The following is a 26,414-nucleotide window of genomic DNA, read 5'->3' on the forward strand; positions in this document are numbered from 1 at the left end:
CTTTTATATGGAATTTTAGAAAAAAATGTAATCAAAAATAAATATTATGGAATTACTAGAAAATGTGAAAACACGGGTTTACAAATTTGGTAATAAGGAGGCCGATGGTAACCGCGAAATGAAAAATCTCCTAGGTGGAAAGGGAGCTAATTTAGCTGAAATGAGTTCTATTGGAATTCCGGTTCCTCCAGGGTTTACAATTACTACTGAAGTTTGTACAGAATACAATCAATTAGGAGAAGAAGCAGCAATGGGCTTTATTAGAGATGAGGTGGAAAGTGCCATAGCTAATATTGAGAACATCATGGGAACTAAGTTTGGAGATAAGGAAAATCCATTACTTATTTCTGTACGTTCTGGTGCTAGAGTTTCTATGCCAGGGATGATGGATACTGTATTAAATTTAGGTCTTAATGATGATGCCGTTTTAGGAATTGCAAAACAGACTAATAATGAGCGTTTTGCATGGGATTCGTACAGGCGTTTTATTCAGATGTATGGTGGTGTAGTTTTAGGAATGAAGCCAGAGTCTAAAGAGGATATTGATCCATTTGAAGAAATAATGGAAGCTCTTAAACATAAGAGAGATATTGAATTAGATACAGAGTTTACTATTCAAGATTTAAAAGATTTGGTTTATGACTTTAAAGAAGCTGTAAAGAAACGTACCGGTCATGATTTCCCAACAGATCCTTGGGATCAGTTAACAGGAGCTATAATTGCTGTATTCAATAGTTGGAACGGTGATAGAGCTATATATTATAGAAATATGAATGGTTATCCTTCAGAATGGGGAACAGCTGTTAATGTTCAAGCCATGGTATATGGAAATATGGGATTAGATTCAGGAACTGGTGTTTGTTTTACAAGAGATGCAGCAACTGGAGAAAATATATTTAATGGAGAATATTTAATTGATGCACAAGGTGAAGACGTAGTGGCTGGTGTTAGAACACCACAGCAAATCACAAAAATAGGGTCTCAACGTTGGGCAGAATTGGCTCAGGTAGAAGAAGAAGATAGAATTGCGAATTACCCTTCTTTAGAAGAGTTAATGCCAGAAATATATGAAGAGTTAAACGAGTACCAAGAAAAACTTGAGTTACATTATCGTGATATGCAAGATATGGAGTTTACAATTCAACAAGGTAAACTTTGGATACTTCAAACACGTAATGGTAAACGTACTGGTGCTGCCATGGTTAAAATAGCTATGGATTCATGTAAAGAAGGTTTAATTACTGAAGAAGAAGCATTACTTCAAATTGAACCAAATAAATTAGATGAATTATTGCACCCTGTTTTTGATCCAAAAGCATTAGCAAGTGCACAAGCAATAGCTCAAGGTTTACCAGCATCTCCAGGAGCAGCTACAGGTAAAATTGTGTTCTTCGCTGATGAAGCAGCTAGATACAAGAGTAGTATTTTAGTTAGAATTGAAACTTCTCCGGAAGATTTAGAAGGAATGAACATTGCAAGAGGTATTTTAACTGCCCGAGGCGGTATGACATCTCACGCAGCTGTTGTAGCCCGTGGTATGGGTAAATGTTGTGTGTCTGGTGCAGGTGCCTTAAAAATTGACTATAAATCACGAACATTAACTGTTGATGGTCATGAATATCATGAAGGTGATTGGATTTCTTTAAATGGTTCTACAGGTCATATTTTTGAAGGTAAAGTGCCTACTATTGAGCCAGAATTAAGTGGTGAGTTTGCAGAAATCATGGATTTATCTGAGAAGTTCACTAAAATGCAAGTGAGAACTAATGCAGATTCTCCTAAAGATGCACAAGTGGCTCGTAATTTTGGCGCTCAAGGTATTGGATTAACACGTACCGAGCATATGTTCTTTGAAGTTGATAGAATTAAGGCTATGCGTGAAATGATTCTTGCTGATACTGTAAAAGGTAGAAAAGAGGCATTAAAAGAATTATTACCAATGCAGCGTTCTGATTTTGAAGGTATTTTTGAAGCAATGGCGGGATTACCAGTTACAGTAAGGTTATTAGATCCACCTTTACATGAATTTGTGCCTCATCAATTAGAAACACAGAGAAGTTTAGCCGAAGATATGCACATTACTTTGTTAGAGGTTAAAAATAAGGTTGCTGAACTTGAAGAGTTTAACCCAATGTTAGGTCATAGAGGTTGTAGATTAGGAATTACTTATCCAGAAATTACCGAAATGCAAGCCAGAGCTATTATTGAGGCTGCTTTAAACCTCAAAGAAAGAGGTATTGAGGCCAAACCTGAAATTATGGTTCCTTTAATTGGTACAATTGCCGAATTTGAAAGTCAAGAAGCTATTATTAGAGCTACTGCTGATAAGGTGTTTGAGGAAAGAAATGATAAAGTAGAATATCTAGTTGGTACTATGATTGAAATTCCTCGTGCTGCATTAACTGCTGATTTAATAGCTAAAAAAGCTGATTTCTTCTCATTCGGAACCAATGATTTAACACAAATGGCATTTGGATATTCTCGTGATGATGCTGGTAAGTTCTTACCTATATACATTGAAAAAGGAATATTAAAAGTAGATCCATTTGAAGTTTTAGACCAAGAAGGTGTTGGACAATTAGTTGAAATTGGAACAACCAAAGGGCGTTCAACCAAAAAAGACCTAAAAGTAGGTATATGCGGTGAACATGGTGGTGAACCAAGCTCTGTTGAGTTCTGTTATAATACAGGGATGAATTACGTAAGTTGTTCTCCTTATAGAGTTCCTATCGCCAGAGTTGCTGCGGCGCAAGCTGCTATTAAAGCAACCAGATAGTGTTTTCCGTTTTTCTTTTTTTGATTGAAACCCCGAAGTTTACTTCGGGGTTTCTAATTTTATAAGGAAAGGTTTTTAGTGCTTTTCAACCCATTTACGTGCATTAACAAAAGCTTCTAACCAAGGAGAAACCTCGTCTTTACGTCCGTCAGGATAGTTAGCCCAATTCCATTGGAATATAGAGCGTTCTATATGTGGCATCGTTACTAAATGGCGACCTGTTTTGTCGCTCATCATAGCCGTGTTAAAGTCAGAGCCGTTCGGATTATGAGGATAGCCTTCATAACCATATTTTGCAACAATATGATACTTAACTTCGGCATACGGTAAATTAAATTTTCCTTCTCCGTGAGAAATCCAAACCCCTAAGTTAGCTCCTGCTAACGTTGATAGCATTACAGAATTATTCTCCTGTATTTTTACTGATGTAAAAGAGCTTTCGTGTTTATGTGAATCATTATGATGCATTTTTCCATGGATGTCATGCTCCGGAGTAATTTCTTCAAGCTCCATGAATAACTGACATCCGTTACAAATTCCAACAGATAGCGTGTCTTCTCTATCAAAGAAATTTTGAATGGCTTTATTTGCTTTTTCGTTGTATTTAATAGCACCTGCCCAACCTTTGGCTGAACCTAAAACGTCTGAATTACTAAACCCACCAACAGCTCCTAAAAACTGAATATCTTCTAAGGTTTCACGACCAGAAATTAAATCGGTCATATGAACATCTTTCACATCAAAACCAGCTAAATACATAGCATTTGCCATTTCACGTTCTGAGTTACTTCCTTTTTCGCGTAGAATAGCGGCCTTTGGTCTTCGGTTTCCTTTTTCAGGTAATTTACCAGTAAAATGTTCTGGGAATGTATATTGTAAAGGTTGATTTTTATAATTATTGAATCTCTCTTCAGCTAAATTATTTGCTGTCTGTTTTTGGTCTAATAAGTATGATGTTTTGTACCAAACATCTCTTAAGCGAGAAACAGTCATGGTAAATACTTCAGCATTATTAATTACACTTAAGTTGTCACTTTCAGTTACTTTTCCAATGTTAACAAAATCAATATTCGCATTAGACAATACGGTTTCAATGGAGGCATCCTTCGCTTGAATTACAATTCCAGCATTTTCAGCAAATAATATTTTTATAGTATCCTTTTCGTTTAAAGCAGATAAGTCTAATTCAGCTCCAACATTATTATCGGTAAAACATAATTCTAAAAGCGTAGTGATTAATCCTCCCGAAGCCACATCATGTCCAGCTACTATTTGCTCATTTCTGATTAAATTTTGAATGGTATTAAATACGTTTTTAACGTACCCAGCATCTTTTACATTAGGAGCATCATTTCCTATTTTGTTTAAGACTTGTGCAAAAGAACTTCCGCCTAATTTAAAATCATCTTGCGATAGGTTGATGTAATAAACGGCTCCACCATTTTTGTTGAAAACGGGCTCAACAACTTTAGAAATATCGTTACAATTAGCTGCAGCTGATATAATTACCGTACCCGGAGAAATCACATCCTCACTAGGGTACTTTTGTTTCATTGAAAGCGAATCTTTCCCTGTAGGAACATTGATGCCCAAATCAATAGCAAATTCTGAAATGGCTTCAACCGCTTCATACAAACGTGCATCTTCACCTTCATTTTTACAAGGCCACATCCAGTTAGCAGATAGTGATACATTTTGCAATCCGTCTTTTAAAGGCGCCCAAACAATATTGGTTAAAGCTTCGGTGATTGAATTTCTACTTCCAGCAACAGGGTTAATCAATCCAGAAATAGGCGAATGCCCAATAGAAGTAGCAATACCTTCTTTTCCTTTATAATCCAACGCCATCACTCCAACGTTGTTTAATGGTAATTGTAGAGGACCAGCACATTGTTGTTTGGCCACTTTACCACCAACGCAACGGTCTACTTTATTTGTTAACCAATCTTTACATGCCACCGCTTCAAGTTGTAAAACCTGGTCCAAGTATTTGTAAAAATCATCGGCATTATAAGAAACATCAGCGTAGTTTCTTTCAACCGTATGATCCGTCATGATAGTTTTAGGCGAACTACCAAACATATCTTCCATGGCTAAATCCATAGGTTTATTACCTTTAGTTTTAGATTGGAATGTAAATCTATCGTCACCAGTAACATCCCCAACAGTGTACATTGGCGAGCGCTCGCGGTCTGCTATTTTATGTAATGTTTCAATATGGTCTTCACCAATAACCAATCCCATACGTTCTTGAGATTCGTTACCAATAATTTCTTTGTCAGATAGGGTAGGGTCACCAACTGGTAAAGCATCCAAATCTATTTTTCCACCCGTATCTTCAACTAATTCAGACAGACAGTTTAAGTGTCCGCCAGCACCATGGTCATGAATGGAAACAATAAAGTTTTCTTCACTTTCTACCATTCCACGAACCGCGTTTGCAGTACGTTTTTGCATTTCAGGGTTAGAACGCTGTACAGCGTTTAACTCAATACCAGAAGCAAATTCTCCTGTGTCGGCACTAGATACCGCAGCTCCACCCATACCTATGCGGTAATTTTCACCACCTAGAATTACAATTTTATCACCAGTTTTTGGTGTGTCCTTTAAAGCTTGGTCTGCTTTACCGTAGCCAATACCACCAGCTTGCATAATCACTTTATCAAACCCAAGTTTTCTGGCTTCCTCTTCATGTTCAAAAGTCAATACCGAACCACAAATAAGGGGTTGCCCAAATTTGTTTCCAAAGTCTGAAGCTCCGTTAGATGCTTTTATTAAAATATCCATAGGCGTTTGGTATAACCAATCGCGTTCTTCAACAACTTTTTCCCATGGACGGTTTTCTTCTAATCTAGAATAAGATGTCATATAAACCGCAGTTCCTGCTAAAGGAAGCGACCCTTTTCCACCTGCTAACCTATCTCTAATTTCACCACCAGAACCGGTTGCAGCACCATTAAAAGGCTCAACAGTTGTTGGGAAATTATGCGTTTCCGCTTTAAGTGAAATCACAGATTCAAAATCTTCAGTAGTATAAAAATCAGGAATATCGGCACGTTTTGGCGCAAACTGTTCCACTTTTGGGCCTTTAATAAAAGCCACATTATCTTTATATGCCGAAACAATATCGTTAGGGTTTTGCTTCGAAGTTTCTTTGATCAACTTAAATAAAGAGGTTGGTTTTTCCTCACCGTCAATAACAAATGTACCGTTGAAAATTTTATGGCGACAGTGTTCACTATTAACCTGGGAAAATCCAAACACCTCAGAATCAGTCAAAGGACGATCAATTTTCTTCGCAACACCTTCCAAATACGCTACCTCTTCATCACTTAAAGACAAACCTTCCTGCGCATTATAAGCCGCAATATCTTCAATATCCAAAATAGGTTCCGGTTCAATATCAATGGTAAAAGATTCTTGATTCAGTCCATTAAATTTCTCAGAAATCATTGGGTCAAAATCCTTAAAATCTTCAGAAACCGCATCAAATTCCTCAATCCTAATAATGTCTTGAATACCCATGTTTTGGGTAATCTCAACCGCATTGGTACTCCAAGGCGTAATCATGGCAGCACGCGGACCAACAAAAAAAGCATCTAATGATGCTTGTTCTATTTTAGGTTGGTTGCCAAATAACCACGTTAATTTTGAGATGGTCTCCGTTGATAATTCTTTTGTTGTTTGAACAGCAAAAACTTTGCTATTTGTGTTTCCAAAGAAGTGAATCATTATCTATTTATTTGTGTGTGTTTAAAGAAAGTGCAAAAATACACATTTTTAACTATTCAAGATGGCTTTTTTTATCAAAGACAAGAGGCTTATTAACAGTATTTTTAACAAGAGTTTTAATTGTTTGGACGTTACCCATGGATATGGCTTTCAGCAGTCGCTCCCTCCTGTGTAGGGGAGCTTCAACAAATGCTTCAATCCCTAACGCTTAAGTTATATTAGAAGTATTTGTTTAAAATAGTAACCACCGAGCCATAATAACTACTCCCAAATAAATTTAAATGCACCAGTAAATAATACAATTGGTAAATCTCTATACGCGCTGAGGTATTGGAGTAAGAAGGAAAATGAGAATGATAAGACTCATAAAAGGTGTTGCCAAAACCACCGAATAATTTTGTCATGGCAATATCAACTTCGTTATGTCCGTAATAAACTGCGGGGTCAATTAAATAAGGTTCACCCACTTTTGAAATTAAATAATTTCCACTCCATAAATCACCATGAAGTAATGACGGTTTTATGCCGTTAAACAATGATTCCAATTGACCTATAATGCGTTGCTCAGGCGGACTCTCAGAACCAGAAAGTAAGCCAATTTGTTTTGCTATTTCAAGTTGTGGCAATAAGCGCTCATACGTGTAAAACTCTACCCAAGTATTGTGCGTAGTATTGCTTTGTGGTAAACTACCAATATAATTGTCTTTGTCCAATCCAAAATTTTCCGAAGTACATTTGTGTAAAGCTGCCAATTGTTCACCTAAAATCTCATAATCTTCAGCGCTAGCCCGTTTAGATTCAATAAAATCCATCAGTAAGAAAGAAGCGTTTTCAAACTTGCCAAAAGCTATAATGTTTGGTGTTTTTATGGTGTTTGTTTTTGCAATCAGGTCCAAACCATAAGCTTCCGTTTTAAATATATTTAATGCGCTGACACTATTCATTTTTAAAAAATAAGCGCAGTTTGATGTGTCAGCTTTATAAGCCCGAGAAATATCTCCACCACCAATTGATGATACATTAATGATGGTATCCTCTAGAAGGTTTGAGAGATGCAATTTTAAACCCTTATTCATCTTGGTAACCTATCTCTTTCGTTTATAACAACTCTGAACAATTTCATTATAAAACACTTCGGTTTTTACATGCTCAAACTCCAAAGATTTTGGTAACGCTTCAAACAACGAAATACCATCACCTAAAACTATAGGAATGGTTGTTAAGCGTAATTCATCAATTAAATCCTGCTTTAAAAAATTCTGAACCACCTTACCTCCATCAATGTACAGTTTGTTAAATCCTTTTTTATGAATAGTTTCTAAAACTTCGTTTTCATCACCTTTTATTAAAGTTACCTTGTCTTCAATGTTTTTCGGTACGGTTTTCAAAGACCTGCTTAAAACAAAGACCTGCTTTTTATAAGGCCACTCAATATCAAAACCTAAAACCGTTTTAAACGAGGTTCTTCCCATCACAATGGCATCAATTTCATCCATAAGGTTATTATAACCCATGTCTAGTTGGTCTGGATTTGGAATCATGTCTAACCAATCCAATTCGCCATTTTTTCCTGCAATATAGTTGTCAATGCTTTTTCCTACGAATACGATGTTTTTTGGTTTCATAAAACCAAGATAGGGAAGATGTAATTCTGAAACAAGTTAGGAATGACAAGTCTAAGCTTTACGTTCTAAAAGCGCCATATAAAATCCATCAAAACCAGACTCATGAGCCAAAACTTTTTTGTCTTTTACAAAAGTAAATTCTGTCCCTGCTTCAGTCTTTAAAAACGCCTGCACTTGATTTTGATTTTCAGAAGGCAATACAGAACAAGTAGCATAAACCAATTTACCACCAGGTTTTACCATTTTAGAATATTTCTGTAAAACATCTTGTTGTACTCCTCTAATACGGTCTATAAACTCTGGTTCTAATTTCCATTTGGCATCTGGATTTCTACGTAATACACCTAGGCCAGAACAAGGGGCATCAATTAAAACACGATCTGCTTTATTGTATAATTTTTTTATCGGTTTGGTAGAATCAAGAACTTTTAAATCTACATTATGTACACCGTTACGTCTGGCTCTAATTTTAAGTTTTTTAAGTTTACTTTCGTAAATATCCATGGCTACAATTTGCCCTTTATTCTGCATTAAAGAGGCAATATGTAATGTTTTTCCACCGGCACCAGCACAAGTATCTACTACTTTCATGCCTGGTTTTACATCAAGCATTTCAGCTACCATCTGAGACGAGGCATCTTGAACTTCAAAAAAGCCTTTTTTAAAAGCCTCGGTAACAAAAACATTAGCGCGTTCTGTTAGTTTTAAAGCGGAAGGGTAACCTTTAATGAATTCGGTTTCAATATTTTGGTCAAACAGTAAATTTTGTAACTTCTCTTTAGTTGTTTTAAGCGTATTGGTTCTTAAAATAACATCGGCTTGTTTATTCTGTGCTGCTAATTCTTTGGTCCATTTAACTTCACCCAATTCTGCAACACCCATGTCGTCAATCCAATCTGGTATAGACTCTCTTAATACCCTGCTTTTGGAAAGCTCATCAAACTTACCTTTAATCTTTCTTGTTGGTGTGCCTTCAAAATATTTCCAATCAGGTAATTTAATGCCTTTTAAAGTAGCCCAAACAGCAAACATACGCCACAAATTATCTCTATCAAAAGGTTCTTTAACTTCAGCAATTTCAGCATATAATCGTTTCCAACGTACAATGTCATAAGTGGTTTCGGCAACAAAACCACGGTCTCTACTTCCCCAGCGCTTGTCTCTTTTTAATAGCTTCTGAATAACCTTATCGGCATATTCATCTTCATTAAAAATAGAAGTTAAACCATCAATAACCGCAAAGCATAAATTTCTGTGTAATCGCATCTTTATCAAATAAGATTGCAAAGGTAACTAATATTGATTTGTCTATACCTTTTAAACCTTTTGTTATTTGTTCAGTCTTAAAGAAAAAACTTGAAATATGAAATTACAGAAGAATTTATTCCTTTCACCGGTATTATTAGTTTTGATTTTTATAGCATGTTCCAATGGAGATGATTCAGAAGTCCTTCAAGAAGATGAACAACCTACTAATACAGATTATGATATTAGTGGTATACTTTCAAAGTTTTCGGGCACTGGATTGTCCTATGCAGTAAACGGAAATACAGTAACCTTTACAACTCAGGATTTGCCAAATCATACTAGTCCATATTGGCCGGAAACAAATCCGCTGCATGAAGATTATAATGGAAACAATAGCCAATTTAATTTAAACCCAAATAGAATTGCAGCTCAAAATATTGTTTTCACAATTTCATTAAAACCAGAGGAAGCTACAAATAAGCAAGCAACACCAATGGGACCCATTGGTATAGCCAGAAATGGCGTAGTATTTTTTAATCAGTATGCAGCAGGAGGATCACCCCTAACAAATGAAATTAATTCTTTTGATCAATATTTAGGACACCCTGCAGGACAAGATAATTACCATTATCATATTGAGCCCACTTTCTTAACCCAAGAGTTTGGAGAGAATGCTTTTTTGGGTTTGCTCTCTGACGGTTTTCCGGTTTACGGGCCTGTTGAAGATGGAGAGACCATTATCAATGCTGATTTAGATAATTATCACGGGCATTTTGGTGCAACTGCGGATTTTCCTGATGGTATTTATCACTACCATATCACCAATGAAGACCCATATTTAAATGGTAATGGTTTTTTTGGAACCCCAGGAAATGTTTCAAGATAATTGAAGTTTTCGGTCTTACATATCTGCTTAATTCTTTTAATACTCGTTTCTTGTAAGAAACCAGAGACTATAGTTTTAGATGTTTCTAAAGAAAAATTAATTCTTAATAATGGGGTTTTAGAGTTCGATGAAAATCCTTTTACAGGAATACTTCAGAACTTTTTTTCTAACGGACAGCTACAGTCTGAAGTAGTTTATATTGAAGGAAAGAAGGATGGGGCAGAAAGGCAATGGTTTGTTAACGGAGCTTTGGCCATTGAACGTTTTTATGAGGAAGGTGTAAAGATTGGGGTTCATAAAGCTTGGTGGGAAAATAGATCACATAAGTTTGAATACCATTTTAATGATAGAGGTGAATTTCATGGAAATGTAAAAGAATGGTATGCAGATGGCCGTTTATTTAGAGACTTCAATTATAAAAAGGGAAAGGAAGTGGGGTCTCAAAAACTTTGGAAACCTGACGGAAGTATTAAGTCTAATTATGAAGTGATTAATGGTGAACGTTTTGGTTTAATAGGATTAAAAAAGTGTTACACGGTAACAGTAAACAGTGATGAAATAAAATGAGAATTAAAACTTTTTTATTAATTTTCTCAATGCTATTTGCTTGTAAAAAGGATGTCAAAGAATCTGGCAATGTAACAAGGTTGCCTTATTTTAATTCAGCTGATTTTACACCAAATTGGGAGGATGCTACACATAGAATTCCTGAGTTTTCATTTACGAATCAAAATGGTGAGGTTGTAAATAATCAAACTTTTGAAGGAAAAATATATATAGCTGATTTCTTTTTTACTAGTTGCCCTGGAATCTGTCCGAAGTTGACTAAAAATATGGCCAGTATCCAGGAGACCTATAAAAATGATGAAGATATTATGTTGCTATCTCATACGGTAATGCCGTGGCGAGACTCTGTGCCAATACTAAATGAATATGCTGCAAACAATAATGTAGATATAGATAAATGGCACCTAGTTACAGGAGATAAGGATGAGTTATACGCTATGGCCAGAAATGGATACTTTGCCGATGAAGATTTTACAAAAACTCAAGTTGAAAGTGATTTTATTCATACCGAGAATTTTGTTTTGGTTGATAAAAAAGGCCATATACGGGGAGTTTACAATGGCACCCTGCCTATTGATGTAGAACGTTTATACAGACATATAGAAATTTTAAGGGAGGAATCTTAATCTTTGGTTGGTTAGATTTCTATTTTTCTAAAAAGCTTCGTAATTTTTTACGGAGCTTTTTTACTTTTATAGAAATTGAAGTTTATGAAGAAATTATTGTTGTTTTTAGTTGTAGTCGTTTGTTGTTTTTCTTGTAGAAAGGAAGATAAATTTGTTTCTAGAAATATTTCTAAAGTGGAAATAAAGCATATTTTAAAAGATTCTATGTTAAGTATTAGGGCGATAGAAATATTTAAAAATGAAACTTTGCAATTTGCTGGAAATAGAAACGCTTTCGGAGAAATATACCTAAATTCAAACGAATGGGTTATTAGTCAACAAAAGTTTGATTCCCTAGAAATGCAGTTTAGATCTATTGCATATTCATCATCACATTATTATATGGCAAGTATAGGGAATCCAGCATTGATTTTCAATCATTACAAAGAACTAGTCTATCAAGAAAACCATCCCAAAATCTTTTACGATTCTATGGATTTTTGGAATGATAAAGAAGGTATTGCCATTGGCGATTCTACCGATGGTTGTTTAAGTGTTATTATTACCAGGGATGGAGGAAATTCTTGGACAAAACTGACCTGTGATGAATTACCAAAAGGACTCAAAGACGAAGGTGCTTTTGCAGCTAGTGATTCCAATATTGCTATTGTTGGTGATAAGACATGGGTAGCTACAACCGCTGGACGTGTTTATTATTCGCCCGATAAAGGACAAACTTGGGAGGTTTTTGATACGCCAATTATTAAGGATAAAGAAACGGAAGGGATATATTCTATAGACTTTTATGATGAACTAAGCGGTTATGCTATTGGAGGTGATTATACAAAACCTGATGATAATACCGCTAATAAAATTAAAACTACAGATGGTGGTAAAACATGGCAATTAGTTGCTGAAAATGAAAACCCTGGATACAGAAGTTGTGTGCAATATATGCCTAACAGTGAAGGGAAGGAGTTAGTGGCAATTGGTTTTAAAGGTATTGATTATAGCAATGATGCCGGTGAGTCTTGGAAACACTTGAGTGATGAAGGTTTTTATACAATCAGGTTTTTAAATGATTCGGTTGCTTATGCAGCTGGTGCAGGTAGAATATCTAAACTAACTTTTAGAGAATAAAAAAAGAGAAGCTTTTAGCTTCTCTTTTTAATTTTATGGTCTGTTACCTTGTGGTCCGCCACCTTTTCTTCGGCTTTTCCATTGGTCTAACATTTTTCTTTTAAAATCTTCCTCGGCAATCTTTAATTTAATTATTTTTTTAGGAGATAAAATAGTTCTAATCTTAGTAGCAAATTCCAATCTGTTTTTTTGTAAACTAGACTCTAAGTTATTTAACTTGTTTAAAAGTTCATCAGCTTTTGCATCAGTAAGAGTGCTTATGCTTTCTTTAATCTCTCGTCTTATACTGCGCATTTCATGATATCTGAGTTTGTTGTTCTTCTTGTCAAACTCATTATAAACAGGCCAAAAAGCTTGAGCCTCTTCTTTGGTTAAATCTAATTGCTCAGTTATAAATGACACTTTTAAAGATTGAATTTTATCATGGTCAGGCTTTTGTGCAGAAAGACTGAACGTAAATAAAAATATTAAAATGGAGAGTATATATGTTTTCATTTGTTTATATTTTATTGTTTTAATATAAATCTTCAACGTCTAAATTATCAAAAATGTAATCTTCTACGGCTTCATCTTCAATATTAAATTCTATAAAGTTTTCTTCGGAAAGATCCTCTTCATCTAACAAAGAAGCAATCTCATAAGAGTCAAAATTTTCATTTAAAATATAATTCTCAACCGTTTCATAATCCAGTTCTTCGTCCTGGTTACTAAAAATAGATAAGCTAAATAATAATAAAACAGCCGCTGCAATACTAGAAGCGTATGCAATGGTACTTCTGTTGAATAGCTTAATGACTTTGGTTTCTTTATTCAGTGAAACTTTATTTAGAATGGTGTCTTCAATAGCATCAAAATAATTATCGGGTGTTTTAAAACCAGAATTCTTGGAGAACTCTTTGAGTTTTAACTCACTCATAATATTATCTTCAAGTGAATCAAAATATCCATTAGGGACATTAAAACCACTTTCTTTTATATTATGTAATTTATTTTTTTTCATCTTATTTATAAGACTAAATAATTTTATAAAGGTTTAATCTTGAGTTAAGTGCATTTCAATTTTTTTTACTGCAATATGATATGAGGCCTTTAAAGCGCCTTCACTAGTCTCTAAAATATCAGACATCTCTTTGTATTTTAAATCCTGAAAATATTTCATGTTAAACACTAGTTGTTGTTTCTCAGGTAAAGTGGCAATGGCCTCTTGTAATTTTAATTGAATGGCATCACCCTCAAAATATGTATCTGATTTTAGATTATTAATGGCTAACTCTTGAACTTCTTCACTTGTTATCTGTAACCTTTTGGCGTTTTTATTTATAAAGGTTATGGATTCATTAGTAGCAATTCTGTACATCCACGAGTACAATTTACTATCACCCTTAAAGTTATTAATATTTTTAAAAACTTTTATAAAGGTGTTTTGAAGAACATCGTCTGTATCATCATGAGACTTAACAATGTTTCTAATGTGCCAATATAAGCGTTCTTTGTAAAGCGATATAAGCGCTCTAAAGGCTTGCTCTTTATGGGCATCAGATTTTAGTTGTAGTAATAGTTCTTCTTCGTTTGGCACAAACAAAATTTGGTCTTTAGACTAAATAAATATACTAAAGTTTAAATTTAAAATTTTTTAAATTTATTCAAAAAATTAAATGGTTGATTTTCTGTCATTTAAAAATAAAAACATCGATAAAAAGCATTTTAATTAGATAAAGTGCATTTTTTTCTTGTGCAGTAGTCTTATTTGTTTTATGTTTGTACCAGAAACCTACTTATGTTGTTAGTCGTCCCCAAGTCTAGCAATGAACTAAAAAAAAGGATAGAAGCCCAAATCTCTATCCTTTTTTACTTTTATAAGGTTTAGGTTTTAATCTAAACTCTGCATTTCAACTAACTTTTTATAGATACCACTTTTGGTTATAAGTTCGTTGTGTTTACCTTTTTCAACAATTTCACCTTTGTTTAAAACCACAATTTCATCGGCATTTTGAATAGTAGATAACCTGTGGGCAATGACTATTGAGGTTCTGTTTTTCATCATATTCTCAAGTGCTACTTGAACCAAGCGTTCGCTCTCAGTATCGAGTGCAGAAGTCGCTTCATCAAGAACCATTATAGGAGGGCCTTTTAACACCGCTCTTGCAATGCTTAAACGTTGCTTTTGACCACCGGAAAGTTTGTTTCCTGAATCTCCAATGTTAGTGTTAATACCTTCTGGAAGGTCTTTTACAAATTCCCATGCGTTTGCTACTTTTAAAGCTTCAATGATGTCTTCATCAGTAGCATTTTCTTTTCCTAAAAGCAGGTTTTCTTTAATGCTTTCATTAAATAGAATGGCGTCTTGGGTTACAATACCTAATTGAGCCCTTAATGAAGCTGTAGTAAGGTCTCTAATATCAATACCATCTATTAATATTTGCCCTTTATTGACATCGTAAAAACGTGTTATTAAGTTTGCAATGGTTGATTTTCCACTACCAGATTGCCCAACTAAAGCGACTGTTTTTCCTTTAGGAATGGTTAAGGAGAAATCTTTTAAAACATAATCGTCTTCATATTTAAAAGATATATTTTTGAATTCAATTTCAGAACTAAAACCTACTTTTTCAATAGCGTCTTGTTTATCCTTTAGGGGGTTTTCACTATCAATAATTTCTTGTATTCTTTCAGCTGCAGCACCACCTTTTTTAATATTGTAAAGCCCACGAGATATGGCTTTTGCGGGAGTAAGAATATTATAAGATAACCCCATATACACCAAAAAGGTGCTACCGTCTAATAAAGAATTTGAGTTGCCACTTAAAATTAGATTTCCGCCATACCATAATATAATTGCAATCATACAGATACCTAAAAATTCACTAGTTGGGGATGCTAAATTTTGTCGGTTTAGTAGCTTGTTTGAAAAGTTGTAAAAACGACTTGTTGATTCTTGGAATTTTTCATTGAATTTATCTTCAACGCTAAATCCTTTTATAATACGTAGTCCGGTAAGGGTTTCTTCTAGGGTAGATAAGAACAAACCTTGTTCTTTTTGCACGCGATCTGATTTCCGTTTTAAACTTTTACCTATCAAAGAAATAATAAAACCCATAATAGGGATAAAAATAAATACAAACAGGGTGAGTTTTGCACTTATGATTACCATGGCAGTTATTGTAAAAATAATGGTTAAAGGTTCTCTAACCAATAGCTCTAAAACGGATAAATAGGAATATTGTAAGTCTAGTACATCACTGGTAACTCTAGCTAAAATATCTCCTTTACGTTTTTCAGAAAAATAGGAGAGTGGTAATTCAACCGTTTTTTTATAGACATTATTTCTTAAGTCTCTGATAACACCATTTCTTAAAAAAACCAGAAAATAATTGGCTAAATAACCAGAAAGGTTTTTTAAAAAGAACATGGTAATAATTAATACAATAACAAAAACAAGCGCCTTTGATTTGTCTCCATCGGTAAAAATATTCATTTGGTATGCTAAAAAATTCTCTGCATACTCTCCAATTTCCATTAAACCGGAATACGTTGGTTTTTCAGTAGGAATCACTTTTTCACTTTTAAAAATAACATCAAGCATAGGCTTTAATGCAACGAATGAAAGGGTTCCAAATAACGCAAAAAACACATTAGAAATAATGTGTCCTATTGCGAAACGCTTATAAGGTATAGCGTACCTTAATATGTTATAAAAGTGGTTCATTAAATGAGTTTCATATCCTTAAGGATTGTATCAAGTTTAGTGTCCAACTCTTGTTCCGTAGTCTTGAATGCTGCCAAATTGTCTAAAGCAGTGTTCGCACTCACGTAAAATTTTATTTTTGGTTCTGTTCCACTTGGTCTTAGGGCCACTTGACTTCCGTCCTCTGTATAATAGATTAATACATTAGATTTTGGAATATCTATTGGGCTTTCAACTCCGGTAACCATGTTTTTAGAAATGGATAATTGATAGTCTTCAATTTTTACCACTTTAGATCCATTTACTTCTGTTAAAGGATTTTTCCTTGCATCAACCATCATTTGTTTGATTTCTTCAGCACCTTCAATGCCTTTTTTAGTTAAAGACACTAATTTTTCCTTATAGAAACCGTGTTCAACATAAAGCTTAATAAGTTCTTCATAAACAGAACTTCCGTTAGCCTTTGCATGAGCTGCAATTTCAATAGCTAAAAGTGTAGAAGTTACCGCATCTTTATCACGAACAAAATCTCCTACCATATACCCAAAACTTTCTTCACCGCCACCAATAAAGTCTAATTCTGGATAATCATAAATAAGTTTTGCAATCCATTTAAAACCTGTTAAAACAATTTTACTGTCTACCCCATAAGATTCTGCCATTTTAGTTAGCATTGGTGTAGATACTATAGTTGAGGCAATAAACTCTTTCCCTTTAATCTTACCTTCAGCTTTCCAAAGTTTTAAAAGAAAATCAGTCATCATAACCATAGTTTGATTCCCGTTTAAAAGTTCCAATTGATTATCTAAATTTCTTACTGCAACTCCTAATCTATCACAATCAGGATCAGTTCCAATAACAATATCAGCATTAACTTTATCGGCTAATTCTAAAGCCATTTTAAGAGCAGCAGGTTCTTCAGGATTTGGTGATGCTACTGTTGGAAAATCACCATCTGGTACTTCCTGTTCTTTAACAATATGAATATTTTTATAACCAGCACGTTTTAAGGTTTCAGGAACCGCTGTAATTGATGTTCCATGGAGTGACGTGAAAATAATAGTTAAATTGTCTTTAGCTTCTTGACTTAAGCCTAAACTACCATTTTTAACTGAGGCATCAATAAATACATCATCTATATCTGAACCAATATAATTAATTAAACCATCATTTGCATCAAACTTTATATCGGCATAATCCAATTCATTAATAGTATTGATTACAGCTTCGTCATGAGGTGGTACTAATTGCCCGCCGTCTTGCCAATAAACTTTATAGCCATTGTATTCTGGTGGATTATGTGATGCAGTTAATACAATACCGCAGTGGCAATTTAAATGCCTTACAGCGAATGATAACTCTGGGGTAGGACGCAAATCTTCAAACAGATAAACTTCAATTCCGTTTGCTGAGAATACATCAGCAACTACTTTTGCAAGCGTTTTACTGTTATGTCGGCAATCATAAGCAATAACCGTTTTAATGTTTTCACCAGGGAAATATTTTTTTAAATAGTCACTTAATCCTTGGGTGCTTTTTCCTAGAGTATATTTATTAATTCTATTGGTTCCAACGCCCATGACACCTCGCATACCACCGGTGCCGAATTCTAAGTCTTTATAAAAACTTTCTTGTATATCCTTTGGGTTGTTAGCAATACTTTCTTTAATGAAAGTTTGAGTGTCACTATCAAAAGTTGGAGTTAACCATGTGTTAATTCTCTCTAAAATCTTTGGTTCAATGTAAATCATAATCTGTTAAAAAATTCCAATGCAAAAGTAATCAATTGATTAAAAACTTGAGTTTTAAAAAAGGTGATTTTAAATTAATTAAATAATTATTAGGAAAAACAATTTTAATTATGAAAAATTCAATTCATCCTTTATGGAATATCGTTTTTTATCTTGTTTAGTACGTAAAACTATTTCACCTAAAAAGCCCGCAACAAAAAATTGTGTTCCAATAATCATAGTTACCAATGAAATATAGAACCAAGGATTATCTGTAATTAAAATTGTTTTTAAGTTATTGGCTAATTTGTATAACTTCATAAAACCAATATAGCCTGCAGCTGTAAAACCAATAACAAACATAATCACTCCTAAGGCCCCAAATAAATGCATAGGGCGCTTGCCGAAACGAGAAATAAACCAAATGGTAATAAGATCTAAAAAGCCATGTAAAAAACGGTTCATTCCAAATTTGGTTACACCATATTTTCTTGCTTGATGCTGCACCACTTTTTCACCTATATTAGTAAATCCAGAATTTTTTGATAGTACCGGAATATAACGATGCATTTCACCATTAACATCAATGTTTTTTACAACGTCAATATTGTAGGCTTTTAATCCGCAATTAAAATCGTGTAGTTTAACACCTGAGGTTTTTCTGGCAGCCCAATTAAATAGTTTAGAAGGAAGGTTTTTAGAAATAACAGAGTCATAACGTTTCTTTTTCCAGCCTGAAACCAAATCAAACCCATCTTTAACAATCATATTGTATAAATCCGGGACTTCCTCAGGGCTATCCTGTAAATCGGCATCCATAGTAATCACTACCTCTCCTTGGGCTTTTTCAAAACCAGCATGTAGCGCCTGAGATTTACCAAAGTTCTTTAAAAATCTGATACCTTTTACAGCTTTATTTTTATTAGCCAAATCAGATATGACTTTCCAAGAATCATCTGTACTACCATCATCAATAAAAATGATTTCATACAAAAAATGATTGGACAGCATAACTTTAGCAATCCAATCATGTAATTCTTTTAAAGAGTCTTGTTCGTTAAGTAGTGGTATAACTACAGATATATTCATTTAAAAAATGTCAAAATTTGATGATTTCAAAAATAATGAATTTATTCGGTCTCTGGTTTACTTTTTTTCATTGCTGCTGCAACTAGCAATCCAATTATAGATAATGGCAATAAATAATTAATTAGCAGGGATATAGCCGAGTTTTTTAGTGAAAATAAATTTTCTGATTCCATTTTTTCAACTAATTCCGCAATTTTTTCCTCCGATTGATTCATGTTTTTATAAACTTGAACAATTTTGTCAAGAGATTTCTCTTTTAAAATAACCGCGGCTTCTGTATCAATAAAATTGAATATTATGAAAGAGACTAATGTTACTATTGAAAGACCAATTACTATACTTATAAAATATGCTGTAAACGATTCTTTGAAACTAATGTAGCCATTAAGGTGCTTTTTTGCTTTAACAATGGCAAGTATACCTAAAGCAATTCCTATTATATAAATAGAAATTCCAAACCATGTGTTTACAAAAAGGTCTAAGTTAATTGCGTAAGCAGCAACAGTAACTAAAGTTAGAATTGTACCAAGATATAATCCATAATCTTTAGCAATGGATTTAAAGGATTTTTCCATAATATTTTAATTAATTTGTTAGTTGAAAGGTTAGTATTCAAAGATACCAATTAGTTACACAAAAAGTAGAAATAAAAATTAACAAAAAAGTATTGTTTATTTATAAAGAATAGTTAAATTTGCACCTCGAAAAATTAAGATTTAAAGCGTAAAGCGATGAAAAAAGGTATACATCCAGAAAATTATAGATTAGTAGCATTTAAAGATATGTCTAATGACGATGTGTTTTTAACAAAATCTACTGCAGATACTAATGAAACTATTGAGGTTGATGGTGTTGAGTATCCACTTGTGAAAATGGAGATTTCAAGAACTTCTCACCCTTACTATACTGGTAAATCTAAATTAGTAGATACTGCTGGGCGTATTGATAAGTTTAAAACTAAATACGCTAAGTTTAAGAAATAAACTAAGTTGTTTGTATAATAATATTTTGAAGCCTTTCTGTTTTAGAAAGGCTTTTTTTATTTGGGTAATTACTTTACTTTTGATTTATAATCTTTAGAGGTTTTAGCATAACCTCATGTTTGAAAAACTTCAACTTTCGAAATGAATTACATTTTATTTGACGGACCATCAAGAAATAATTTATTACCCTTTACTTACACACGTCCGGTAGCCGATATTAGAGTTGGCATTTTTACTATTCGTGAAAAGTGGGAAACTTTTCTAGATACAACAACTACTACTGTAACAGAAGATTATCTTTCTGATAAATTTCCTATGGTAGAGATGGACGAAAATGTAATGGTTAATGCGTCTTATCTGCCAAATTTAGAATTGGTGGAAATGATAAAAACCCTTGTGGAAGATCAAGCTATTTTTAAAGGTGAAGATGTTATAGCTTTTTTTGCTAATAAAGGGCAAGAAGATATAGACCTTAATACTTACACAGCTTTAGAGTTTGAAGGTGAATGTCTTAAAATTGAAAACACTTGGGATATTTTTTCAAAAAATGGAGTGGCTATTCAAGAAGATTTTGAATTAATTACTAAGGATAGAAATTCTCAGCCGATTCCTGAAATGACTGTTGCTTTTCATTCAGAAAATATTTTTATTGAAGAAGGCGCAAAGTTGCCTTTATGTTCATTGAATGCAGAAAATGGTCCTATTTACATAGGCAGGAACACGGAAATTATGGAAGGAAGCATGATTAGAGGTCCTTTTGCTTTGTGTGATAATGCTATTGTCAAAATGTCTTCTAAAATTTATGGACCAACCACTATCGGTCCCTTTAGTAAAGTAGGAGGAGAAATTGATAACTCTGTAATTTTTGGTTATTCAAGTAAGGGGCATGATGGTTTTTTAGGAAATTCTGTTTTAGGAGAGTGGTGTAATTTAGGAGCGGATAGCAATACTTCAAATTTAAAAAACAACTATGCAGAGGTTAGGTTATGGGATTATCAGACCGAAGGTTTTGCCAAAACAGGGCTGCAATTTTGTGGTTTAATGATGGGAGATCATAGTAAATGTGGTATTAATACTATGTTCAATACAGGTACAGTTGTTGGTGTGAGTGCTAATATATTTGGTAGTGGTTTTCCTAGAAATTTCGTGCCTAGTTTTAGTTGGGGTGGTAAATCTGGGTTTACTACATTTTTAACTAGAAAGGCTTTTGAGGTTACCAAGGTTGTAATGCAAAGAAGAGGTGTTGAATTTACAAATCAGGAAAAGGAGATATTAGAATATGTCTTTGAAGAAACAAAAAAATATAGAAGAGAGTAAAACTTTTAGTAACTTTAGTTTTTTATAAGACTAAGTTATGAAACTTATAATTTGCCCTATAATCCTATTCTTTAGTTTGATTTCTTATGCGCAAACAGAGGAATATTCTATTACTAATCTAAGTTTAAATAATGAATTTCCGCACTTTGGATTAATGCAATTTGGTGAAGGAAAAGTGCTTTTTACTTCGTATTTAGTTGATAAAAAAGGAAAAGTGAAGCGGTATCAAGGTGAACCATCATTGGGTGTTTTTCAAGGAACACTAGATGGGGCTGGAGGCATAATAAGTATTGAACCTCTTACTATTGATCCCAAACAAAATAAGTCACATATTACTAGTGCAACAATATCACCGGATGGGAAACAGCTATATATAACAATAAGATATACCAATAAAACTAAACCTAAAGGTGACTTTAATATGAATAACTTTCATCTTGAGGTTGCCGAATATAAGGAAGGTATAGGCTGGACAAATTTCAATGTTCTTCCTTTTTGTAAGCCGAGATATTCTTATGCCCACCCTACACTGAGTAAAGATGGAAAAACACTATATTTTACTGCAAATTTTAGAGGAGGCAAAGAGACCACTAAAGGAGGCTCAGATATTTTTAAAGTAGAGGTATTGGGGAATAATAGTTATTCTGAACCAAAAAATCTTGGAAGTATGGTGAATTCATATAGCAGAGAAATGTTTCCTTATTTAACTGAAGAAAACACTTTATATTTCGCTTCAAATAGACCCGGAGGCTTTGGTGGATATGATATTTATAAAAGTATTATAGGTGCAGATGGTGCATTTACCAAAGCCAAAAAATTACCAAAACCTTTAAATAGCAATAAAGACGATTTTTCATTAATTATGACGGTTAGCGGTGCAGCCGGCTATTTGGTTTCCAAAAGAATCAAGGGTAAAGGAGACGACGATATTTATTTTTTTAAAAAGAATTAAAACTTATGTTAGGATTATTACTAATCTATTTTATTGGAAAACGATTTTATGATTTATCAATTGAGTATAATCAAAAAAAGTGGTTATATGCTATTTTAAGTGTGGTGGTTTATTATGCCGCTGCCATGATGCTAGGATTTTTATTAGGGATTTTGGACGTCCTTTTTGATTGGGGTATAGATTGGGATAATAGTTTTGGGTGGAATTTATTGGGTATCCCTGCTGGATTACTGGCGGTTTGGGGCTTTTATATAATACTTGAAACTAAATGGAAAAAAACTATTGTTGTAGTTAAAGATGAAATTCAAGATATAGGAAAGCATTCGGAAGACATTTAGTTTTTTCTGACTTGTCTTAGATCCAATAAATTAATGGGGTTAATTCCTAAACCTTTTACATTTTTTCTAGTAAAACGTATCACTTCATCATAAAATAAGGGCACCATAATGGCATTATTCATGGCTATGGAATCTATGGTTTTGTATAAAATTTTACGTTCTTCAATATTGGTAATGGTAAAGGCTTTATTGTATAAACTATCTACAATTTTGTTTTTAAAATGAAAATAATTAGAACCGTTTGGGGCAAAATTCTTGCTATAGAATATTGATAAATAGTTTTCGGCATCTAAATAATCGGCAATCCAAGAGCTTCTAAACATGTCAACTTTTCCGTTTGATCGAGCATTTCTTAAAGAAGCTTCAGGCATAACATCAACATTAATGGTTAAACCAACTTTTTCTAACTCGCGCTGAATGAACTCGCAAAAACTTAAATAATTACTAGTGGTAACCAATGTGATTTCAGGATTTGGAATACCACTTTCATTTTTAAATTGTTCTACTAATTGTTTCGCTTTTTCAGGTTGATAAGTAAAGCCATTAGATTTATCATAGCCTGCTAGTCCAATAGGTATAAATCCACCATTAGCGGGATTACCAACCCCATTATTTAAATAAAGCATCATTTTTTTGCGATTAAAACCGTAGTTTATCGCTTTTCGTATGAGTTTAGATTGTATTTCAGGAGTTTCGGAATCTAAATAAAACCCGAGGTATTCTGTGTTTAAATATGGTCCTCGAATCATGTTTACTGTTTCATGATACTGATCTCGAAGTTTTCCAGTGCTAGTTAAAAGTTCATCCTTGTAAGAAGCATCTAAACCTGAAACAAAATCGATATTTCCCTGGGCAAACTGTAAAAATTCACTTTGTTTATCAGGTAAAAAAGTAAGTGATACAGCTTCTAAATACGGCAATGTATTGCCAACGGAATCTTTTTCAAAATAGTTTTCGTTCTTTCTAAGTACTAGTTTGATATTTTCTTCCCATCGTTTAAATTTAAAAGGACCAGTACCAATAGGTGTCGATCTAAAATCTATTCCATAATGCTCAACAATTTCTTTTGGAACTACTGAACAGTATTTCATAGTAAGTAATCCTATAAAAGCAGGAAAGGGTTGCTTTAATTCAATTTGAAAAATAGTATCGTTTACCGCTTTAAAGTCATGAACTTTGTTTAATACCCAACTTCCTGATGCTGCCACTTTTTTATCTCTCAAACGATTTAGGCTATATTCAAAATCTTTTGCAACCACCAATCTTGTAGAATCTTTTCCAAATAAAGGATGTTTGTGGAAAAACACATCATTTCTTAAGTTGAAAGTATATGTTATGGCATCTCCAGAGATTGTCCAATTTTTAGCAATACAAGGCTCAATATTTAAAGCATCATCTAATTGAACCAAGCCGTTATAAAGCTGATTGTTTATGGAGTTGTCCTGTAGTGTTCTTGAAAAAGCCGGGTCTAAAGTGTTAATATTGGCATATTCGTTATACCTAAAAACTAAGTTTTCTGAATATTTAGATTGGTTTTTATTACAGGAATTAAGTAAAAAAAAGCCAATTAAAGCTATAGTATAGAAATATTTTATTGTCATAAAGTGTTTCAAAAATATGGCTTTTATTGTTCTCCTAAAAGAAATTAATTCTTGTGACTTTTTTCGGGTTTGAGTGTCATAAAAATAATGGAAGTATTTCCATGTTGCTATTATTAACAATTAAAATCTCAAATTAAAATGAAGAAACTTTACTTTATGGCATTTCTTGTGCCTTTTTTTTGTGTATTCTCTCATGCACAACTTACTTGTCCTAATTCTATTAAAACTTCAGCAGGAAGTACACCATCAACACCAACATTTGTATTAGAAAATGGTCAAGGCTGTATAGGTTGGCCTTTAACAATAACTGTTGATGGCGCTCTAACATACAACTTTGTAAGTTGTAGCGGTGTTAATCTTAAATATGCCATTGATAGTGGAACACCACCATCAACTTATGAAATGTCAGTAGATTTTGGTGGAGGGACTGTTTGTGCTTATGACGCTAGTGGAAGTATAACAATTCTTTCTGATGAAGAATTTTTCAAGAAAAACATATCTATTTTACCTAACCCATCTTCAGGTATTTTAAAGATTAATTTGGACGGTAAAATTATACCCGAACGGGTTAGTTTGTATTCCGTTGTAGGTAAAAAAGTATATGAGGTAATCGGCCAATCTGAATATGATATTTCCGGCATTCCGTCTGGTATATATATTCTTAAAGTAGAATCTATTAACAGAATTTTTGTAAAAAAGATAGTTAAGCAATAATTTTATATTTAATAATAGTTTTGTAGTGAGCGTTTCAAATGAAACGCTCTTTTTTTACTAACTTTGCGCAGTTTTTAAAAGGAAATGAGAACAAGGAAAAAAGTTGCATTTTATACATTAGGCTGTAAGCTTAATTTTTCGGAGACATCTACCATTGCCAGAAATTTTGTAACCGAAGGCTTTGACAGAGTAGATTTTTCTGAAAAGGCAGATATTTATGTAATAAATACTTGCTCGGTTACAGAAAATGCTGACAAGCGTTTTAAAACCATTGTAAAGCAAGCACAAAAAGCGAATGATAAAGCATTTATTGCGGCCGTGGGATGTTATGCACAATTAAAACCTGAACAATTGGCTGATGTTGATGGTGTAGATTTAGTTCTTGGTGCTACAGAGAAATTTAAAATAACCGATTATCTTAACGATCTTACTAAGAATGATTTTGGAGAAGTGCATTCTTGTGAAATTGAAGAAGCCGATTTCTATGTGGGTTCTTATTCCATCGGAGACCGAACTAGAGCTTTTTTAAAGGTTCAGGATGGGTGTGATTATAAATGCACATATTGTACTATCCCTTTAGCTCGTGGTATTTCACGAAGTGATACTATGGAGAATGTACTTAAAAATGCAAGAGATATTTCTGCCGAAAACATTAAAGAAATAGTATTAACTGGAGTTAATATTGGGGATTACGGAAAAGGTGAGTTTGGTAATAAAAAACACGAACATACTTTTTTAGATTTAGTTACCGAATTAGATAAGGTTGAAGGTATAGAGCGTTTGCGTATTTCTTCAATAGAACCTAATTTACTAAAAAATGAAACTATTGATTTAGTTTCCAAATCCAGAGCGTTTGTGCCTCATTTCCATGTGCCATTACAAAGTGGAAATGATGAGATGCTAAAAAAAATGAAGCGTCGTTATCTGAGTGAATTGTATGTAGATAGGGTGTCTAAAATAAAAGAGGTAATGCCTCATGCCTGTATTGGAGTGGATGTTATAGTTGGTTTCCCCGGTGAAACCGATGAACATTTTCTTGAGACCTACAATTTTTTGAATGAATTGGATATCTCATATTTACACGTATTTACATATTCAGAAAGAGATAATACGGAAGCTTCTGAAATGGATGGAGTAGTGCCGAATAATGTTAGAAGTAAACGAAGTAAAATGTTAAGAGGGCTTTCAGTTAAAAAGCGGCGTGCATTTTACGAAAGTCAAATAGGTAGTGAGAGAACCGTTTTATTTGAGAGTGAAAATAAAGAAGGGTTTATTTATGGGTTTACAGAAAATTACGTAAAGGTTAAAACGCCTTGGAATCCTGAATTAGTCAATACATTACATAGGGTTGAGCTTACCAAAATTGATGAAGATGGTCTAGTTCGGTTTGAGTTTGTTGAAATTTTTGCCAGTAATTAAAGGTATA

23 protein-coding genes are annotated in these 26,414 nt (G+C 33.6%); 11 read left to right on the plus strand and 12 right to left on the minus strand.

Translation table 11 applies throughout. The features are described from left to right. The first annotated feature begins 46 nt into the window (after window positions 1-46). On the plus strand, window positions 47-2,776 hold the full coding sequence (gene ppdK / locus FUA22_RS15955; RefSeq protein ID WP_147769588.1) for a pyruvate, phosphate dikinase: 2,730 nt from the start codon (window positions 47-49) through the stop codon (window positions 2,774-2,776). Window positions 2,777-2,851: 75 nt separating this feature from the next. On the opposite strand, the gene purL is transcribed toward ppdK, so the two are convergent. The 4 genes from purL to FUA22_RS15975 all read right to left on the minus strand — a co-directional run bounded on the left by purL (window position 2,852) and on the right by FUA22_RS15975 (window position 9,399). After that, window positions 2,852-6,508 carry a phosphoribosylformylglycinamidine synthase gene (gene purL / locus FUA22_RS15960; protein WP_147769589.1) on the minus strand — a complete coding sequence of 1,219 codons (3,657 nt, stop codon included), beginning with the start codon at window positions 6,506-6,508 and terminating at the stop codon, window positions 2,852-2,854. A 218-nt stretch (window positions 6,509-6,726) separates the two neighbouring features. Beyond that, window positions 6,727-7,584 carry a fructosamine kinase family protein gene (locus FUA22_RS15965; protein ID WP_147769590.1) on the minus strand — a complete coding sequence of 286 codons (858 nt, stop codon included), beginning with the start codon at window positions 7,582-7,584 and terminating at the stop codon, window positions 6,727-6,729. A gap of 9 nt (window positions 7,585-7,593) precedes the next feature. Beyond that, a complete protein-coding gene (locus tag FUA22_RS15970; protein ID WP_147769591.1) occupies window positions 7,594-8,133 on the minus strand; it encodes a dihydrofolate reductase family protein in 540 nt (179 codons plus the stop codon). Between the two features lie 51 nt (window positions 8,134-8,184). Then, window positions 8,185-9,399, minus strand: coding sequence for an RsmB/NOP family class I SAM-dependent RNA methyltransferase (locus FUA22_RS15975; RefSeq protein ID WP_147769592.1), 1,215 nt, complete (start codon window positions 9,397-9,399; stop codon window positions 8,185-8,187). Between the two features lie 97 nt (window positions 9,400-9,496). Here FUA22_RS15975 and FUA22_RS15980 point away from each other — a divergent pair, with 97 nt between their 5' ends. From FUA22_RS15980 to FUA22_RS15995, 4 genes are all read left to right on the plus strand, one after another. After that, a complete protein-coding gene (locus FUA22_RS15980; RefSeq protein ID WP_147769593.1) occupies window positions 9,497-10,267 on the plus strand; it encodes a YHYH protein in 771 nt (256 codons plus the stop codon). Next, complete coding sequence (locus tag FUA22_RS15985; protein ID WP_241664842.1) at window positions 10,268-10,834, plus strand: toxin-antitoxin system YwqK family antitoxin; 567 nt, start codon at window positions 10,268-10,270, stop codon at window positions 10,832-10,834. Continuing rightward, on the plus strand, window positions 10,831-11,460 hold the full coding sequence (locus tag FUA22_RS15990) for an SCO family protein (RefSeq protein WP_147769594.1): 630 nt from the start codon (window positions 10,831-10,833) through the stop codon (window positions 11,458-11,460). Before FUA22_RS15985 ends, FUA22_RS15990 begins: the two co-directional genes overlap by 4 nt. An 84-nt stretch (window positions 11,461-11,544) precedes the next feature. After that, window positions 11,545-12,579, plus strand: coding sequence for a WD40/YVTN/BNR-like repeat-containing protein (locus FUA22_RS15995; protein WP_147769595.1), 1,035 nt, complete (start codon window positions 11,545-11,547; stop codon window positions 12,577-12,579). Between the two features lie 33 nt (window positions 12,580-12,612). Here FUA22_RS15995 and FUA22_RS16000 read toward each other — a convergent pair whose 3' ends face one another. The 7 genes from FUA22_RS16000 to FUA22_RS16030 all read right to left on the minus strand — a co-directional run bounded on the left by FUA22_RS16000 (window position 12,613) and on the right by FUA22_RS16030 (window position 19,658). Further along, complete coding sequence (locus tag FUA22_RS16000) at window positions 12,613-13,074, minus strand: Spy/CpxP family protein refolding chaperone (protein WP_147769596.1); 462 nt, start codon at window positions 13,072-13,074, stop codon at window positions 12,613-12,615. A 19-nt stretch (window positions 13,075-13,093) separates the two neighbouring features. Beyond that, the gene (locus FUA22_RS16005) at window positions 13,094-13,579 is read right to left on the minus strand and encodes a hypothetical protein (protein WP_147769597.1); all 486 of its coding nucleotides are present in this window, start codon (window positions 13,577-13,579) and stop codon (window positions 13,094-13,096) included. Between the two features lie 33 nt (window positions 13,580-13,612). Beyond that, a complete protein-coding gene (locus tag FUA22_RS16010) occupies window positions 13,613-14,155 on the minus strand; it encodes an RNA polymerase sigma factor (protein ID WP_147769598.1) in 543 nt (180 codons plus the stop codon). A 294-nt stretch (window positions 14,156-14,449) separates the two neighbouring features. Continuing rightward, window positions 14,450-16,285, minus strand: coding sequence for an ABC transporter ATP-binding protein (locus FUA22_RS16015; protein ID WP_147769599.1), 1,836 nt, complete (start codon window positions 16,283-16,285; stop codon window positions 14,450-14,452). Then, window positions 16,285-18,015 carry a phospho-sugar mutase gene (locus FUA22_RS16020; protein WP_170309951.1) on the minus strand — a complete coding sequence of 577 codons (1,731 nt, stop codon included), beginning with the start codon at window positions 18,013-18,015 and terminating at the stop codon, window positions 16,285-16,287. The genes FUA22_RS16015 and FUA22_RS16020 overlap by 1 nt, the downstream gene beginning before the upstream one ends. Window positions 18,016-18,123: 108 nt before the next feature. Beyond that, window positions 18,124-19,083: a glycosyltransferase family 2 protein gene (locus FUA22_RS16025; protein ID WP_147769600.1), complete on the minus strand. Its 960-nt coding sequence runs from the start codon at window positions 19,081-19,083 to the stop codon at window positions 18,124-18,126. Between the two features lie 41 nt (window positions 19,084-19,124). Then, window positions 19,125-19,658 carry a DUF4199 domain-containing protein gene (locus tag FUA22_RS16030; RefSeq protein WP_147769601.1) on the minus strand — a complete coding sequence of 178 codons (534 nt, stop codon included), beginning with the start codon at window positions 19,656-19,658 and terminating at the stop codon, window positions 19,125-19,127. Window positions 19,659-19,814: 156 nt separating this feature from the next. On the opposite strand from FUA22_RS16030, the gene FUA22_RS16035 reads away from it, so the two are divergent. The 4 genes from FUA22_RS16035 to FUA22_RS16050 all read left to right on the plus strand — a co-directional run bounded on the left by FUA22_RS16035 (window position 19,815) and on the right by FUA22_RS16050 (window position 22,673). Then, window positions 19,815-20,066: a type B 50S ribosomal protein L31 gene (locus tag FUA22_RS16035; RefSeq protein ID WP_147769602.1), complete on the plus strand. Its 252-nt coding sequence runs from the start codon at window positions 19,815-19,817 to the stop codon at window positions 20,064-20,066. A 141-nt stretch (window positions 20,067-20,207) separates the two neighbouring features. After that, complete coding sequence (locus FUA22_RS16040; protein WP_147769603.1) at window positions 20,208-21,383, plus strand: GlmU family protein; 1,176 nt, start codon at window positions 20,208-20,210, stop codon at window positions 21,381-21,383. 37 nt (window positions 21,384-21,420) lie between these two features. Then, entirely contained in the window at window positions 21,421-22,335 is a 915-nt protein-coding gene (locus FUA22_RS16045; protein WP_147769604.1) for a TolB-like translocation protein, read from the plus strand. Between the two features lie 5 nt (window positions 22,336-22,340). Beyond that, complete coding sequence (locus FUA22_RS16050; protein ID WP_147769605.1) at window positions 22,341-22,673, plus strand: hypothetical protein; 333 nt, start codon at window positions 22,341-22,343, stop codon at window positions 22,671-22,673. On the opposite strand, the gene FUA22_RS16055 is transcribed toward FUA22_RS16050, so the two are convergent. Continuing rightward, window positions 22,670-24,274, minus strand: a complete 1,605-nt coding sequence (locus FUA22_RS16055; RefSeq protein WP_147769606.1) for an ABC transporter substrate-binding protein — start codon at window positions 24,272-24,274, stop codon at window positions 22,670-22,672. The two genes, FUA22_RS16050 and FUA22_RS16055, sit on opposite strands and share 4 nt — an antisense overlap. Before the next feature lie 138 nt (window positions 24,275-24,412). Between FUA22_RS16055 and FUA22_RS16060 the strand changes: the two genes are divergently transcribed. Beyond that, the gene (locus FUA22_RS16060) at window positions 24,413-24,988 is read left to right on the plus strand and encodes a T9SS type A sorting domain-containing protein (protein ID WP_147769607.1); all 576 of its coding nucleotides are present in this window, start codon (window positions 24,413-24,415) and stop codon (window positions 24,986-24,988) included. A gap of 84 nt (window positions 24,989-25,072) precedes the next feature. Then, a complete protein-coding gene (gene mtaB, locus FUA22_RS16065; protein WP_147769608.1) occupies window positions 25,073-26,407 on the plus strand; it encodes a tRNA (N(6)-L-threonylcarbamoyladenosine(37)-C(2))-methylthiotransferase MtaB in 1,335 nt (444 codons plus the stop codon). The last annotated feature ends 7 nt before the right edge of the window (window positions 26,408-26,414 follow it).

This window comes from Seonamhaeicola maritimus (genome assembly GCF_008056315.1).
GTDB lineage: Bacteria > Bacteroidota > Bacteroidia > Flavobacteriales > Flavobacteriaceae > Seonamhaeicola > Seonamhaeicola maritimus.

What these genes read in the sequence shown, in the direction of transcription:
- ppdK (WP_147769588.1), top strand. Translation starts at nt 47, where the DNA reads ATGGAATTACTAGAAAATGTGAAAACACGGGTTTACAAATTTGGTAAT.
- purL (WP_147769589.1), bottom strand. Translation starts at nt 6,508, where the DNA reads ATGATTCACTTCTTTGGAAACACAAATAGCAAAGTTTTTGCTGTTCAA.
- FUA22_RS15965 (WP_147769590.1), bottom strand. Translation starts at nt 7,584, where the DNA reads ATGAATAAGGGTTTAAAATTGCATCTCTCAAACCTTCTAGAGGATACC.
- FUA22_RS15970 (WP_147769591.1), bottom strand. Translation starts at nt 8,133, where the DNA reads ATGAAACCAAAAAACATCGTATTCGTAGGAAAAAGCATTGACAACTAT.
- FUA22_RS15975 (WP_147769592.1), bottom strand. Translation starts at nt 9,399, where the DNA reads ATGCGATTACACAGAAATTTATGCTTTGCGGTTATTGATGGTTTAACT.
- FUA22_RS15980 (WP_147769593.1), top strand. Translation starts at nt 9,497, where the DNA reads ATGAAATTACAGAAGAATTTATTCCTTTCACCGGTATTATTAGTTTTG.
- FUA22_RS15990 (WP_147769594.1), top strand. Translation starts at nt 10,831, where the DNA reads ATGAGAATTAAAACTTTTTTATTAATTTTCTCAATGCTATTTGCTTGT.
- FUA22_RS15995 (WP_147769595.1), top strand. Translation starts at nt 11,545, where the DNA reads ATGAAGAAATTATTGTTGTTTTTAGTTGTAGTCGTTTGTTGTTTTTCT.
- FUA22_RS16000 (WP_147769596.1), bottom strand. Translation starts at nt 13,074, where the DNA reads ATGAAAACATATATACTCTCCATTTTAATATTTTTATTTACGTTCAGT.
- FUA22_RS16005 (WP_147769597.1), bottom strand. Translation starts at nt 13,579, where the DNA reads ATGAAAAAAAATAAATTACATAATATAAAAGAAAGTGGTTTTAATGTC.
- FUA22_RS16015 (WP_147769599.1), bottom strand. Translation starts at nt 16,285, where the DNA reads ATGAACCACTTTTATAACATATTAAGGTACGCTATACCTTATAAGCGT.
- FUA22_RS16020 (WP_170309951.1), bottom strand. Translation starts at nt 18,015, where the DNA reads ATGATTTACATTGAACCAAAGATTTTAGAGAGAATTAACACATGGTTA.
- FUA22_RS16025 (WP_147769600.1), bottom strand. Translation starts at nt 19,083, where the DNA reads ATGAATATATCTGTAGTTATACCACTACTTAACGAACAAGACTCTTTA.
- FUA22_RS16030 (WP_147769601.1), bottom strand. Translation starts at nt 19,658, where the DNA reads ATGGAAAAATCCTTTAAATCCATTGCTAAAGATTATGGATTATATCTT.
- FUA22_RS16035 (WP_147769602.1), top strand. Translation starts at nt 19,815, where the DNA reads ATGAAAAAAGGTATACATCCAGAAAATTATAGATTAGTAGCATTTAAA.
- FUA22_RS16040 (WP_147769603.1), top strand. Translation starts at nt 20,208, where the DNA reads ATGAATTACATTTTATTTGACGGACCATCAAGAAATAATTTATTACCC.
- FUA22_RS16045 (WP_147769604.1), top strand. Translation starts at nt 21,421, where the DNA reads ATGAAACTTATAATTTGCCCTATAATCCTATTCTTTAGTTTGATTTCT.
- FUA22_RS16050 (WP_147769605.1), top strand. Translation starts at nt 22,341, where the DNA reads ATGTTAGGATTATTACTAATCTATTTTATTGGAAAACGATTTTATGAT.
- FUA22_RS16055 (WP_147769606.1), bottom strand. Translation starts at nt 24,274, where the DNA reads ATGACAATAAAATATTTCTATACTATAGCTTTAATTGGCTTTTTTTTA.
- FUA22_RS16060 (WP_147769607.1), top strand. Translation starts at nt 24,413, where the DNA reads ATGAAGAAACTTTACTTTATGGCATTTCTTGTGCCTTTTTTTTGTGTA.
- mtaB (WP_147769608.1), top strand. Translation starts at nt 25,073, where the DNA reads ATGAGAACAAGGAAAAAAGTTGCATTTTATACATTAGGCTGTAAGCTT.